At 64.0% G+C, this 15,238-nt stretch carries 9 protein-coding genes; 3 read left to right on the forward strand and 6 right to left on the reverse strand.

From position 1 onward, the window contains the following. Positions 1 to 3: 3 nt before the first annotated feature. Entirely contained in the window at positions 4 to 1,212 is a 1,209-nt protein-coding gene (locus tag ASD67_RS04790) for a cytochrome P450 (RefSeq protein WP_056344161.1), read from the reverse strand. Positions 1,213 to 1,395: 183 nt separating this feature from the next. Here ASD67_RS04790 and ASD67_RS04795 point away from each other — a divergent pair, with 183 nt between their 5' ends. The 3 genes from ASD67_RS04795 to ASD67_RS04805 all read left to right on the forward strand — a co-directional run bounded on the left by ASD67_RS04795 (position 1,396) and on the right by ASD67_RS04805 (position 5,240). Further along, positions 1,396 to 3,078: a class I adenylate-forming enzyme family protein gene (locus ASD67_RS04795; protein ID WP_056344163.1), complete on the forward strand. Its 1,683-nt coding sequence runs from the start codon at positions 1,396 to 1,398 to the stop codon at positions 3,076 to 3,078. 82 nt (positions 3,079 to 3,160) lie between these two features. Then, the gene (locus tag ASD67_RS04800; RefSeq protein WP_056344166.1) at positions 3,161 to 4,414 is read left to right on the forward strand and encodes an FAS1-like dehydratase domain-containing protein; all 1,254 of its coding nucleotides are present in this window, start codon (positions 3,161 to 3,163) and stop codon (positions 4,412 to 4,414) included. A 43-nt stretch (positions 4,415 to 4,457) separates the two neighbouring features. Next, on the forward strand, positions 4,458 to 5,240 hold the full coding sequence (locus ASD67_RS04805) for an enoyl-CoA hydratase/isomerase family protein (protein WP_235535569.1): 783 nt from the start codon (positions 4,458 to 4,460) through the stop codon (positions 5,238 to 5,240). Positions 5,241 to 5,252: 12 nt separating this feature from the next. Here ASD67_RS04805 and ASD67_RS04810 read toward each other — a convergent pair whose 3' ends face one another. From ASD67_RS04810 to ASD67_RS04830, 5 genes are all read right to left on the reverse strand, one after another. After that, a complete protein-coding gene (locus ASD67_RS04810) occupies positions 5,253 to 7,469 on the reverse strand; it encodes an arylsulfatase (RefSeq protein WP_162248539.1) in 2,217 nt (738 codons plus the stop codon). A 197-nt stretch (positions 7,470 to 7,666) separates the two neighbouring features. Next, entirely contained in the window at positions 7,667 to 10,204 is a 2,538-nt protein-coding gene (locus tag ASD67_RS04815; RefSeq protein WP_056344174.1) for a TonB-dependent receptor, read from the reverse strand. A gap of 240 nt (positions 10,205 to 10,444) precedes the next feature. Beyond that, complete coding sequence (locus ASD67_RS04820) at positions 10,445 to 11,665, reverse strand: MFS transporter (RefSeq protein ID WP_056344176.1); 1,221 nt, start codon at positions 11,663 to 11,665, stop codon at positions 10,445 to 10,447. Then, entirely contained in the window at positions 11,665 to 12,645 is a 981-nt protein-coding gene (locus tag ASD67_RS04825; RefSeq protein WP_056344179.1) for an SDR family NAD(P)-dependent oxidoreductase, read from the reverse strand. Before ASD67_RS04825 ends, ASD67_RS04820 begins: the two co-directional genes overlap by 1 nt. 90 nt (positions 12,646 to 12,735) lie before the next feature. Then, positions 12,736 to 15,138 carry a TonB-dependent receptor gene (locus ASD67_RS04830; RefSeq protein WP_056344182.1) on the reverse strand — a complete coding sequence of 801 codons (2,403 nt, stop codon included), beginning with the start codon at positions 15,136 to 15,138 and terminating at the stop codon, positions 12,736 to 12,738. Positions 15,139 to 15,238: the final 100 nt, after the last annotated feature.

Consider the following 15,238-nt stretch of genomic DNA (forward strand, 5'->3'; position numbering starts at 1 on the left):
CTCTCAGTCCCAGCGAAGATAAAGCTCGTCGAAGCCGGGCACCGATCCGCAATGTTCGACATTCTTGCGGTCCGGATCGAGCCGGAATTCGGGCAGGCGGCCGACGAACTCCTCGAGGAATATCTCGATCTCGGCGCGCGCCAGCCCCTGACCGACGCATTTGTGCGGGCCATTGCCGAAGGTGTTGTGCGCGGGCGCGTTGCGATCGAAATCGACGTCCATCGGACAAGCATATTCGCGATCGTCGATCCCCGACAAATTGTTCGGGACCATGATCATCTCGTCCTTCTTGAACAACACACCCTTATATTCGAAATCGCGGGTCAGGATGCGGCCGGTGTTCGACAGGCCGAAACGGCGCAGAAACTCCTCGCAGGCGGCGGGAATGATCTCGGGCTCTTCGCGCAGGCGCCGCTGCTGTTCGGGATGCTGGGCAAGATAATGGGCGATATAGGCTATTTCCGACGCCACCGTGTCGAGTCCGCCAAAGAAAAGCAGGCTCGCCATCGACAGCACCTCCTCTTCCGACTGGAAACGCGGGTTGCGGCGCCACGCCGCGACGCGGGTCAACAGATCGTCGCCGTCGCCATTGTCGCGCTCGTCGAGCACGGTCTTCAGATAGTCGCGGACGCGGATCTGCGCGGCAAGGCGCTCCGCAGGATCATAGGAGGACATCAGCGCGATACCCCATTCGACAAATTCCTCGCGCCGGTCGAGCGGCAGGTCGACGATACGCAGGAACATCGTCACCGGCATTACCCGCGCAAAATCGCCGAGCAGTTCGCAGTGCCCTTGCGGCAGCAGCTTTTCGACAAGTTCGATCGTCAACTCGCGGGCATCGTCGCGCATTTTGGCGACCTTGCCGGGCATGAAGCCGGGGTTGATAACCGCGCGATAGCGCGCGTGATTGGGGGGATCGACCGCGAGCGGCAGCGGTTTGAGCGGCATCAGCGTGCGCGGGATCATGAATTCCTCATGGCTGAAAATCTCGTAGTTCAGCTGGACGAATTTGACGTCCTCGGCGCGCGTCACCATCCAGTGCCCGCCATGGCGCGGCGACCAGATGATGTCGGGACCGTCGTGCAGGCGCTTCACCGCCTTATACACCCCCATGTCTTCCAGGCCGTCGGGACGGATATAATCATAATCCACCACCAGCTCGGCCGGGACATGGTCCGGCTTCGGAGTGAGAAGGGGGACGGGGTTGTTCATATCCTGCTCCTGATAGGCTTTTGTTGTATATATCATCTATCTGTTTATACCGATGATGCAAGCGATGGCGCGCGGATGCGCGACATGGGAAAAGAGGCTTGCCGGGGAGAGCGGCGTGGAAATAAAGGTCCGGATCGGTCAGATCATCAGCGATGATTTCGGTCAGCGGGAATTCCGCCTGCCATGAGCGCCACGATCCCCCAGCCCGATTTCCAGCCCACGATCCCCGGCCTGATCCGCAATTTTTCGGCGCGCTATGGCGAGGCCCATGCGTTGGTGCGCGATGGCCGACGGGTGACTTTCGGTGACCTCGACCGGCAATCGGCCGCGGTCGCCAAGGCGCTGCTGGCGCTGGGGGTCGGCAAGGGCGCGCGGATCGGCATCATGGCCCCGCCCTGCCCCGAATTCGTCGTCGCGGTCCTCGCCGCCGGACGGATCGGCGCGATCGTCGGCCCGCTCAGCACCTTGTACCAGGCGCCCGAATTGCGCTGGGTGCTCGGCCATGCCGAATTCGACCATCTGATCATTGCCGATACGTTCCTGCGGCACGACTATCTCGCCCGGCTCGAAGAGGCGCTGCCCGATCTCGCCGATCAGGCCGCCGGCGCGCTCCAGCTCGAGGCGGCGCCGCGACTGCGGCATATCCATGTCATAGGCGGCGGATCGCGGCCTTGGTCGCGCCCGTACGATGCCCTGCTCGACGGCAGCGACGCGATCGGCGACGCGATGCTCGAACAGGTCGAAACGCTGGTGACCCCCGCCGACCCGGCGTGCATCATCCACACCTCGGGCAGCACCGCGACGCCCAAGGGTGTCGTCCACGGTCACGGCCCGCTCATCCGCCACAGCTGGCAGATGGGCATGGACTTCACCCCCTTCGGCCATGGCGACCGGGTGGTCACGACGCGCGCGATGTTCTGGGTCGCCGGCTTTGTCGCGACCCTGTTCTACAGCCTCAACAATGGCGCCTGCCTGATCACCACCAGCGACGGGTCGCCGGCGAATATAGTGACGCTGATCGAAACCGAACGCGCCAACGCGCTCGCCGGCGATTCGGGCTGGTTCGAGGTGTTGCGCGACTCCGCCGAATTCAAGGCGGCAGGTTATGACGTCGTGCGGCTCAATATGGACAGCGCCGGGCTGGCGCGCGGCGGGCGCTTTGTCAGCGATCATCTGTCCGAACGGTTCGGCGCGCCGGTTTCCCATCCCAACGGTCGCTTCGCCCGCACCTTTGGCATGACCGAGGCGCTGGGCGGGCATACGTCGGCGCGCTACGACGAACTGCTACCCGAAAACCGGCCGTTCTGGCAGGGCCGCGCCGTTCCCGGGGTCGAATTGAAGATCGTCGATCCCGAAACGCGTATCCCGTTGCCGCCGGGCGAGGTCGGCGAACTGCTGGTGCGCGGCTATTGCCTGATGCTCGGATTGAACGGACGCGAACGGCATGAGACCTTCGACGCCGAGGGCTATTATGCGACCGGCGACCTCTGCCTGCTCGACGCCGATGGCTATCTGAAATTCGAGGCGCGGCTGGGCGAGATGATCAAGGTCCATGGCGCCAATGTCGCGCCGATGGAGGTCGAACTCGCGCTCGCCGGCCTGATGGGAATCGAAAAGGCGGGCGTCGTCGGCGTCCCCGGCGCCGGTGACACCTTGCTCGTCGCGGCGGTGCTGATGGCGCCGGACCGCGTCCTCGACGAAGCCGCGGTCATCGCCGACCTCAGGGGCAAGCTCTCCTCGTTCAAGGTCCCGAAGCATATCGTCGCGCTCGACGAAGCGACGCTGCCGGCGACCGGATCGGGCAAGATCAAGAAAGCCGAACTCGCCGCGCTGATGACCAGATTGGTCGGCGACGGATCATTATAATCATATAACGAATTTACTTGATTCGACTTGCCGACATCTGCATGGATTTGGGGACAGACAATAGAGGCGGAGCGAGAGGCAAATGGCGGAAACCCAGAAAAAGGACGTGCCGGATAACTATGGCATCCTGACCGACGAAGGCATCGACAAGCTGCGTCAGCGGGTCGGCATCCAGGTCAACAAGCCGACCCCGCCGCACAATTATGAAGTGACATGGGACGGCACCCGCCACTTCGCGGTGGGTTATGGCGACGACAATCCGCTGTGGTGCGACAAGCATTATGGCGACAAGACCCGCTGGGGCGGCCTGATCGCGCCGCCGAACTTCCTCTACACGATGGGCGTCTCGGACGCGCCGCCGATCACCCCCGAGGTGAAGGCGATGATGAAGGGCGATCCGCTCGCCGGGCTCGGTTCGTATCAGGCGCAGATGGAATTCGAATGGTGGCGCCCGCTGCGGCTGGGCGACCAGCTCAAGCAGCGTTTCGCGCTGATCGGCGTCCAGGTGAACGACAAGAGCGGCTTTGCGGGCCGCACCGTGTCCGAAGTCAACGGCTATATCTATCGCAACCAGGACGACGAGTTGCATGCGATCCAGCGTGGCACCTGGATCCGCGCCGAGCGCCATGCGTCGAAGGAAAAGAAGAAGGAATACGACCTTCCGACCCCCTACACCAAGGAACAGCTCGACGAGATCGACGCTTGCTACGCCGCCGAAAAACTGCGCGGCGCCGAGACGCGCTATTGGGAAGATGTGATCGAGGGCGAGGACATGCAGACGATCGTCCGCGGTCCGCTGCGCACCAGCGACCTCGTCGTCTGGCACGTCGGCTGGGGCATGCAGCTGACCCCGCCGGGCGCCTTTCGCCAGAGCTGGAAAATCCGCGCCAAGGTGCCGGGACTCTATACCCCGAACGAACTCAATGTCCCCGACACGGTCCAGCGCCTGCACTGGGAAAAGGCATGGGCCAATGAACTCGGCATCCCCATTCCCTATGATTATGGCGGGCTGCGCGAGACCTTCCTGACCAACACCGTCACCAACTGGATGGGCGACGACGGCTGGCTGTGGAAGCTGTCGTGCCAGCACCGCAAGTTCGTCTACACCGGCGACACCTATTGGATCAAAGGCAAGGTCCGCAAGAAGGTGCAGGAAGAGGGCCGCAACGAGGTGCACCTCGACATCTGGGTCGAGAATCAGCACGGCACCGTCGTGTCGCCGGGCAATGCCGTCGTCCTCCTGCCGACCCGCGACGCGCCGGTCGAGCTGCCGAAACCGGCGAAGGAGAATATCGACGAGATGTACGCTTATGAAGTCGAGCGGCTGAAGCAATAATCTTGGCTTTGACCGCGGCGCCGGCGTGCGCCGCGGTCCAGACATGGACCGCAGGATGACATACGACCATATCCGGTACGAAAAGCGTGGGGCCGTCGCGGTCATCACCTATGACAAGCAGGAGCGGCGCAACGCGTGGAGCCCGCCGCTCTATCGCGAAACCGAGCGCGCGATAGAGACCGCCAACGCCGACGATGCGATCGGCGCGATCGTGCTCACCCACGAAGGGCCGATCTTCTGCGCCGGGACCGATTTCAAGGCGGGGCCGGAGGTCGATCCCGACACCGGCAAGAAGCTCAACATCGCGCAGATCTGCATGATGCAGGACACCGGCTGGATCCACCTGCTCGCGCGCTCGAAGCCGATGATCGGCGCGGTGCATGGTGCGGCGATCGGGCTGGGCGTCACCCAGTTGCTGCCGATGGACATCCGGATCGGCGGCGCAAGTTCGACCTGGAGCTTTCCTTTCCTATCGCTCGGCTACATGCCCGAACTCGGCTGTACGGCGCTGTTGCCGCGGCTGGTCGGCTATGGTCGCGCGCTCGACATCTGCCTGACGTCGCAAAAGCTGACCGCGCAGGAGGCGAAGGATATCGGCCTGATCACGCGCGTCGTTCCCGACGAACAGCTTCTGGACGAAGCCATCAAGGTCGGCGAAACGCTCGCCGCGGCGCCACGCCTTCAGATGCGGCTGACACGCGAATTGTTCCAGAAGAACGCGCTCGAGCCCGACACCAACGCCTATCTCCGGCGCGAGACCGACGCCTTCATCGAGATGCTGCGCGCCATCAAGAAAGCGCGCGACGCGGACACCGCCAAAGGCTGAACCGTTCCGCCGTCAGCGGAGCAGGACGGTCACATCCTGAAGCCCCGCGTTGAAACGGAACGGGACGCGGTAATCCTCGGCAACCGGCGTGCCGGTATCGACCCCGACATCGAAGGTTTCCGACAAGGGCAGCAGGAGGCGCATCGTCGAAGCGATGCGGACCGACCGCGACGGAGCTCCATCGACCGACAGGCGCGCGACGCCGCCCTTGCCGATGCCGCCGCCATCATAGTCGAAATCGAGCCGGATCTGGTGCCGACCGGCGGCAAGCGGACGATCCCAGTCCAGCACCGTTCGCTCGATCCCCAGCTTGTTATAGACAAAGTGCGGCACGCCATCGCGGACGAACAGGGCGTAACCCCCAAACCGCCCGCCCTGCGTCACCAGCATGCCATCGCCCCCACCCGCCGCGACATCGACCGTCGCAACCAGCGAAAAGGACCGGTTGCGAATGTCGGGCGCGATCGCGCTCGGAATACGTTTCACACCGGCCGGATAGGAAAAGCTGGTGCGGCCCTTGTTGAGGTCGGGTGCGGGCAGGCCGCGCGGCGACCGCGCAATGGGCAACGCATTGTTCCGCTTCGCCTCGCGGAAGAACAGCCTTTGCATCGCCGCCAGCTTTGCGGGGTTTTGCGCAGCGAGGTCCGCCGACTGGCTGAAATCGGAGGCGAGGTCGTATAACTCCCAGCTTCGCTCGCCAAAGGGCACTGTCTTGATGCCCGTGAACTGCCACGGCATCGCGACCGGCTTGGTGTTGGCAAGCCAGCCGTCGGCATAAATGGCGGCGTCGCTGGACAGTTCGAAAAACTGAATCTTGCGCGCCGACGGCGCCCCTGCATCGCGCGCGGCGTAAAGCATGCTGACGCCATCGAATGCCATCTGGGTCACGCCGTCGACCCTTGCCGGCGCCTTGATTAGGGCGGCCTCGAGAATCGTCGGGACGATATCGACGAGATGGTGGAATTGCGTCCGCACCTCGCCATGCGCGTCGGGTGCGCCGCGCGGCCAGGACAGAACCATCGCGTTGCGCGTCGATCCGAGATGCGAGGCGACGCGTTTGAAATAGGGAAAGGGCGTCGACATCGCATGCGCCCAACCGACCGGGAAATGGCCATAGGTCATCGGACCGCCGAGCCGGTCGATATTCGCCAACGCGACCGGCAAGTCCTCCGCGCCTTGCTCGTTCAGCCCGGCCAGTTCGTTGAACAGGCCGTTCTCGCCGCCCTCGGCGCTCGATCCATTGTCACCCTGGACAAAGATGACCAGCGTGTTGTCGAGTTCTCCGCTGCGTTCGATCTCGTCGAGGACGCGGCCGATCTGGTTGTCGGCAAAAGCGAGTGCCCCTGCATAGGCCTCCATCATCCGCGCATAGAGGCGCCGCTTTTCCGGGGTCAGCGTTTCCCACGCCGCGATCTCCTTGGGGCGCGGCGTCAGGCGGGTGCCCGCCGGGACCGTCCGCATGGCGATTTGCCGCTCCAGAATCTGCCCGCGCAACGCGTCCCAGCCCATGTCGAACTGGCCGTGAAAGCGGTCGATCCAGTCGCGCGGCGCCTGATGCGGCGAATGTGCGGTGCCCGGAGCATAATAGAGGAAGAAGGGCTTGCCGGGCTGCACCGCATTCTGTTCGCGCAGCCAGTGCACGCCCCGGTCGGCCAGATCCTTGTCGAGAATATAGCCGGGATCGTCGTCCGGCGGCTCGATCGCTTCGGTGCCGCGGTAAAGCTGCGGCGCGAACTGATCGGTGTCGCCGTCGAGGAAACCATAGAAATATTCGAAACCCAGGCCGGTCGGCCAGCGGTCGAACGGCCCGTTGGGACCTGTTTCCCATTTCGGCGTGATATGGGCCTTGCCGATCATCGCGGTGCTATAGCCATTGTCGCGGAGCAGCCGCGCGATCGTCGCGGCGCTGCGCGGCAGGATGCCGGTATAGGCGGGGTGCGAGCTGGCGCTGTTGGTGACGCCGCTCATGCCGACCCGCGATGGGTTGCGACCGGTCAGCAAGGCGGCGCGGCTCGCCGAACAGATCGCCGAGGTGTGAAAGCGATTGAAGCGCAAACCGCGCGCCGCAAGGCGGTCGAGGGTCGGGGTCGGGATCGGCCCGCCAAAGGTCGACGACGCCGCGAACCCCACATCGTCGGTCAGGATCACCAGGATATTGGGCGCCTGTTTGGCGGCAACGGGCATTTGCGGCCAGGCCGGCAGATCAGCGGCCGCCTGCGCGCCGGCCATCGCGGGGACGCAGAGGAGCGCACAAGCCGTCAATAGAAGCATGGATGGAGAAGGCAGGATCATCACAACGCCTTTTTTCCGAGACCAGAAGGATTGGACGCATCGGCCGTCGAAACCACGGCGGCCAGACGGCAAAGCCGCCTGGCCGCAATCATGTCCCTTGGCTCGGGCGCCGCATGGCCGCGGCGCCGCGCCGGTCAATCGGCGTCGGCGCCGAACCGGTATTTCATCGACAGGCCCCACATCCGCGGCGCGGCATAGATGTTGCCGAGGATGCCGAGCGACGAATTCTGCATCAGATTGTTCGTGCCGATGCGATAAACCTCCTTGGTCACATTGGTGACGAACAGGCCGAGGTCGATCGGCTGGCCACCGACATTCTTCCAGTTCAGGTTGAGGTCGAGGGTCGTGAACGGTTTTTCGATCGATTGCGGGTTCAACACGCTGGTGTCCGAATAGGACACGCTCGACTGATGATAGAGGACGGCGCCGAAGCTGACCTGCCCCAGCTTGTCATCGAGCGGCAGCGTATAATCGAGCGTCAGCGAATATTGCGTCTTCGGCACCGAGTTGAAGCGGTTGTCCGAACAGAAGCCGACCGTCGTCGTCTGCGTCGGATCGCAGGGATTGCCGACGACGATCGGTGCCAGCTTGTCGAATTTCGCATCGGTATAGGCAAAGGTGCCACCGAGGGTCAGCCCCTGGACGGGGATCAGGGTGATTTCCGCCTCGATGCCCTTGATCCGTGCGTCATTGACGTTCTGGACCGACGACACGGGTACCGGACCGGGAAGCACGACGTTCTTCTGAATGTCCTTGTACCGGTCGGTATAGGCCGCAAGATTGGTCCGCAGGAACACATCGTTGAATCGGAAATCCGCTTTGACGCCGACTTCGAACGATATGTCCGTCTCGGGCTGATAGGCGGGATCGACCCCCGGAGGGGCGGTCCCGTTCACGCCGCCGGGACGATAGCCCTTGCTGACCTTGCCATAGAACATCTGGCCGCCATCGGTCTTGTAGGTCGCGCCCGCCGACCAGGTCGTCGCGTTGAACTTGCCATCGCGCACGATGCAGTTGCCGGGGCCGCTGGCATAGAGCACCGATCCGGCGCCATAGCTGACGCACTGGCCGTGCGGGATCGGCGCGAAGGTCGCGGCGACCACCTGGTTCGCGATGGCGGGGGGGAGGTTGCCGCCAAAGGGGCCGGTCAGGAAATTGAACAGCGCCGCCTGCCCGCCGTCCATCGGGCTGAGATAGGTGTTCTGTTCCGAGTGGATCGTGTCGCGCGTGTAGCGGAGGCCGCCGTTGACGCTGAAATTGTCGGTGATGTCATATTCCAGCGACCCATAGACCGCGCGCGACTTGGTCGTGATGTTGTTGACGCCCACGCGGTTCAGGATCGCGACGTTGATCGTCGCATTTTCCGCCGGGCCGGCCGGTCGCTGCTCGTCGAAATAGGCGCCGAGCGAGAAGTTCAGGCGATTGTCGAAGGCCTGTCCCGAAATCCTCAGTTCCTCGCTATACTGTTCCTGGTTGGTGAACAGCAAGCCGCCGGGACAGGCCGAATGACAGGTCAGCACCGCCGCGCCGTTGCTCGCCGCGAAGTTCGATGCCTCATCCTCGCGTTCGCGGACATAGCCAAACACATTCTTGATCTGGATATTGTCGGACAGATCGGCGGTCGTGGTGTTGACGATGTAGAGGTTCTTGCGCTCGCTATAGGTCGGGTCGACCTGCGAAATCTGCCGGATGCCGCGCGCATTTTGCGCCGCGAGCTGCGATTGCAGCGAGGCGATATAGGCCGGCGCGCTGAGCGGCGTGAGGCCGGCGCGGAACGGCACGACGCTGCCGTTGGGGTCGATCCCATAGGCGCCCGAGAACAGGAAGGAGAATTGCCCGATCGCGGGGGCGAGACCCGACGCCGCCGGATTGAACCCCGCGAAAACCACCGCCGTGCCATTGTCGTGGGTGCGCTGGTACGACACGATCGTGGTGTTTTCCAACCCCTCGACCGGACGCAGGGTTAAACCGCCGCGAAAGGATTCATATTTGACATCGTCGAGCTTCTGGCCGTTCGCGATATTGGTCGTGAAGCCGGACCGGCGCGCGGTTTCGAACGCGACACGCGCCAGCACCTTGTCCTCGACGATTGGCACGTTGATCGCGCCGTTGAAGGTGCGCAGGCCGTAGTTGCCGAGCTTTCCGGTGAGATATCCGCCAAAATCCTCCTTCGGCGTCTGCGGGGTCACCATGACGTTGCCGCCATCGGTGACGCGCCCGAAGTTGACGCCCTGCGGCCCGCGCAGCACCTGGACGTTCTGGAGATCGAAAAACTGCCCCTGGGTCAGGCGGGCAATGGGGACTTCGTTGAAATAGGTGATGACCGCCGGGAACACGGTGCCGAACGAGAAGCCCTGGCCGCGGATCGTGTAGGTCAGGTTGTTGCGGTCGGATACCGATGCGGTGACGTTCAGGCCCGGCGTGACCTGGACAAGATCGACGGGATTGAACGTCCCCTTGGCTTCCAGGGTTTCGGGCGTCAGCACGGTCACGGCGACCGGGACATCCTGAAGACGCTCTTCCTGCCGGCGCGCGGTGACGACGATGTCGTTCAGCCCGATATTGTCGGTCGCTTCCGCCGCCGCGGGAGCCTCACCCTGATAGGCGAAGGCCGGCTGGACAAGCATCACGCTGGCGGTGCCGGCGAACAGAATCGATTTCCAGTTTTGCATGGGGTTGACCCCTCCCGTTGCGGGCTCTGCGGCCCATCCTCATTGAGTCTCCTGTTTCGGAGCTTCCGGGAAACCTAGCGCCCGCCGATGCCATGTCAATATCGTATATATAATTCGGTGAATTGATATGAATATTTCACCGAAACGGCGAATTATCGTCCCCGATGACGCGCGCAACCCCCGAAAATATCGCAGCTTCGCCACCGGCCCTCGGATTCTCCGGCCGCCGGATCGCCGCGTCTACGATGTTTCGCGTTCGAGTTCCGGCGGGCGGCCCAGCGATATCACCAGCGCCACGGCAAGCGCCACGCCCGCGATGAGCGCGATCAGCACGCCATCATAACTTCCCGCCGCATCGAACGCCTTGCCGGCGCCCCAGGACGATGTGCCGACCGCAAAGCCATAGGTGCTGATCAGGATCGCAAAGACGAGGCCATAGCGGCGCAGGCCGAAATAGCGGCTCGACATATAGGCAACGACATCGACCTCGCTGCCCATCGCGACGCCGATCAACAGCGCGAGCGCGACCGCGCTGCCATAGTCGAGCGGAATGGCGAGAAGCCAGAGGCAGGCAAAGGCCGGCAGGCTGAACGCGCAGGCCGCCACCAGCCGCGTCGGCAGGATATCGAACAACAGGCCGGTGCCGAGGCGCCCGGCAATCATCGCCGGACCGATGAACAGCGCCACTGTCGCCGCCTCGTCGCGGCTGAGTCCGGCGTCGGCCAGCATCGGCTGAAGATGGACGATGAACGTGCCGACACAGGAGGCGACGAAGAGGAAGGCGAAGAGCAGGCGCCAGAGGATCGTCGAGCCGACGACTTCGCGCCAGTCGGCCTTTTGCCTGGACGGCACGGCGGACATCGGCGGCGTCGCCGCCGACCCGCTGCGCGGCAGGAACAGCCAGCAGGGGATGAACATCAGGACGAAGGCACAGGCTGCGATCGCCGGATAGACGCCGGCAATTCCGAAATGGCGTTCGAGCGCAAGAACGATCGTCGGGATGATGCTGACGAGGATGCCGGCCCCCGCCAGCGAGGTTGCCAGCGCCAGCCCGCGCCTTTTGGTGAAATTTTCGACGATCAACTTGGTGAAGACGATCGAGCTCGCTGCAAAGCCGAGCAGGCTGAACAGGACATAGCCCGCGTACCAGGTCCAGATCGGCCCGCCCACGAACCCGAGCAGCGCCGTGCCGACCGCCCAGCCGGCGATGCCGGGCAAGGCGATGCTGCGCGCGCTGTAGCGGTCGACGAGCATGCCGAGAAAGATGTTGGTGAAAGGGTGGACGACGCTGGAAATCGTCAGCGCAAAGGCGATGTCGCCGCGGCTCCAGCCATAGGCGTCGCCCAGCGGCTTGACCATCGCGCCGACCACATGAAAATGCACGCCGACGATGGCGATCGCCATCGTCGCGGCGAACAATATGCCCAGGCTGCGGAACGACCCGGAGTCGCGCGATGCCATCAAATCTTCTCCATTTCACCATAAAGCCGGTCGAGGGCGGCGCGGACGATATCGCCTTCGTCGAGGCCGCTTTGCGGCTCGTGCCAGGTCGCCGTATCGGCGATCGCGGCGGCATGGGCGGCGATATCGTCGGCGCTGGCGCAATCGCCGCGGGCGCCGGCCCACCCCTCCCCGCGCCCGCTGAACACCCGCGCATAATGGCCGCGCAGCACCGAATAGGTCTGGCCGGTCACGTCGCACGCGTCGCTCGCCAGCCATGTCACCAGCGCCGCAACATGGTCTGGCGCGCTTCGACCGGCATAGGCGTTGCCGCGCGCGAGGATCGCGGCGATGAAATCCTTGTCGACCCGCTCTTCGCCCGGCGCTCCCATGCGGCTGCCGCTGGCGTTGGGCATGACGCAGTTGATGCGGATCGCCGGCGGCGCTTCCTGCACGAGCACCCGCATCAGGCCGATCACGCCAGCCTTTGCGGCGCCATAATTGGCGCGATAGGGATTGCCGAACACGCCCGATTGCGACGAGGTGAAGATGATCCGGCCAAAGCCCTGCCGCTTCATCAGCCGATAAGCGGGCTGAGTGACGTAGAAACTGCCTTTCAGATGGACGGCGAGCACCGCCTCGATATCCTCTTCGGTCAGGTCTTCGAACAGCGCGTTGCGCTGGTTTCCGGCATTGTTGATGACGATGTCGATCCGGCCGAAATGATCGAGCGCCGCCTGGGTGATCGCCGCGCCGCCGGCCTGGGTCGCGACGGTGTCGGCATTGGCGACGGCACGCCCGCCTCGCGCCCGGATATCCGCCGCGACATCTTCGGCCAGCGCGGCGGCCGGGTTCTCGCCCCGCGTGTCGCCGCCCAGGTCGTTGACGACGACCGCCGCGCCGCGTTCGGCCAGCGCACGGGCATAGGCCCGGCCAAGCCCCCCGCCGGCACCGGTGACGATCGCCACCCGGCCGCCAAGGTCGATCCTTTCGCCGCTCATCCCGGCAACGGCGCGGGAGGCAGCGGACGAACCGCCGCCTCCCGGCTTATGAGGGGATGCGCCATCGACGCCATTACCCTTCGTCCGCGATCATTCTCCGCCGAACTTGTAGGTCAGCCGCACGCCATAGGTGCGCGGCATGCCGGGCGAATAGCCGGTGACGCCGAGGCTGTTCTCGATCGCGAGCAGGCGCGCGAAATATTTCTTCTGCGTGAGGTTCTGGCCATAGATCGCCACTTCGAGCTTCGGATTTTCGAACCGGTACGCGATCTGGCCGTTCAGCAGGCCATAGGCCGGGATTTTGGCCGTGTCCTTGAACTGCTCCTGATAGCCGGGGCCGATCAGCGGGCCGGTCGTATATTGCTTGCTGCGCCAGCTGTAGTCGGCGCGCAGATTCAACTCGCCCGCGCTCATCGGCACGGTGTAGTCGGCATAGACCGAATAGGAGCTCTTCGGCGCGAAGGAATAGGGCGTGTCGGTGACGTCCTGGAACACCGTCAGCGACAGCGGGATCGTGAAATCCTTGAACTTCGGATCGAGGAAGGTCGCCGACACGCCGAGTTGCAGGTCGTCGACCGGCTGCACGGTCAATTCCGCCTCCAGCCCGCGAATCCGCGCCGTCGCCGCATTGACGATCGAGTTCGAGAGCACGCCGTTGACGATCGCCGGAACCGTCCGCTGGATGTCGTCATAATTGGTCTGGAAGATCGCGGTGTTCAACCGCAAGCGGCGGTCGAGCAGATCGAGCTTGAAGCCGAATTCATAGTCGACGACCGTTTCGGGATTGAACACCAGCGGCGTCGTCCCGGTCGCGCGCGGGTTGAACCCGCCGGCGCGGCTGGCCTTGCTGGTCTTGAGGTAGAGGAACACATTCTCGTTTGGACGCCAGTCGAAACCGGCGGTGTAGGACCAATAGTCGAAGGTCGCTTTGGTGAACTTCTCGCACGGCGCGCCGGGATCGACGATGAGGCTGCACACGAAGGTGCCGTTGGGGATGCCGGTCACCGGGTCGGTATTTTCGGCGCGATTGCGGCTCAGGATCGACCGCTTGTCCTCGGTATAGCGCAGCCCGCCGGTGAAGCGCAGTTCGGGGGTGATGTTGAAGTTGAACTGGCCGAAACCGGCGTAGCTTTTGTTGGCGATGTCGCCGTCGTTATAGCCCAGACGGCGCGTCCCCAGCGGGAAAGCCGAGAAGCTTTTCGACAGGTCGGTGCCCCGCTCGGTGAAATAGAAGGCGCCGAGGATCAGTTGCAGGCGATCGTCGAACGCCTGCGTCGACAACTGCAACTCCTGCGAGAATTGCGACTGGTCGATGATATTGCCGTCGCCGGGGCGCAGCCCGCCGGTCAGCACATAGGGCGTCCCGTCATTGTCGGAGAGCGATTCGGTGTCGACCCCGCGCCACGCGGTGATCGATTTCAGCGCGGTCGAACTGCTGATCTCATATTCGGTGGTCACCCCGACGCCCCAGGATGTGGCCTTGCTGAACGGGATCATGCTGAGCGCGACGTCGTAGAAATTTTCCTTGCCCTGAACGCTGACCGCATAATTTCCATAGGAATCGCCGGCGACCGGTCCTTTGACCGGGCAAAGCGGGTTCGGGGTGGCGCCCGAGCAGGCGGCGAGAACCGCCTGCGCCGTGCCGTTCTGGTTCGCGCCGGTCGTCGGGTTGCGGTTGTAGCTCTTGAGGCCGGTGATCTGGCCCTGGCCGTTGCGGTTGGTATAGTCGCCGACCACGGTCACCGTCAGCCCGGTGCCTTCGGGCGCGATCAGCAGGGTGCCGCGCAGAAAGTCTACATTGTCGCCGCCGAGCGGCGTGTCGAAGCTGAGGTTGCGGCCATAGCCGTCGCTCTGGACATGCTGGCCGACCAGCCGCACCGCGATCTCGTCGCCCTGGATCGGCAGGTTCAGGACGCCAGTGGTTTCCCAGGTGTCGTAATTGCCATAGCGCACGCGCACGCTGCCGCCGAAATCGCCGGTGGGCTTGTTCGAAATGATGCTGACCGCGCCGCCCGTGGTGTTGCGACCGAACAAGGTCCCCTGCGCGCCGCGCAGCACTTCGACCCGCTCGACATCGACGAAGTTGAACAGCGCGCCCGACGAACGGGCGATATAGACGCCGTCGAAATATTGGCCGACCGCCTGGTCGAGCGCGAGCAGCGCGTCGGAGGACGACTGGCCGCGGATGCCGATGAAGGCCGACGCCGGCTGGCCGGTCGACGGCTGCACGACGATGCCGGGCACCAGGTTCGGCAGCGATTCGATGCCGTTGACCTGCGCCTTGTCGAGCGTGTCGCCGGTCGGAACGGTGACCGCAACCGGGGTCGATTGCAGGCTTTCCGAGGTCTTTCGCGCGGTGACGACGATATCCTCGATACCGACGCTGTCGTTCGCGGAACGATCGTTTTCGGCCTGTGCGAACGCCGGCGCGGATGCCAGCACCGTGGCGCCCAACATGACCCCCGACAACAGCGACTGCTTGAAATTCCTCATCGTCTTCCTCCCACTATCCTGATTTTTTGTGATATTTCTGACACCGCGCCGCTCGCCGCGGCCCCGATGACGCGTGCGCCCGGCAAATGGGGCCACCCGT

The organism is Sphingopyxis sp. Root1497 (genome assembly GCF_001427085.1).
Lineage (GTDB): Bacteria > Pseudomonadota > Alphaproteobacteria > Sphingomonadales > Sphingomonadaceae > Sphingopyxis.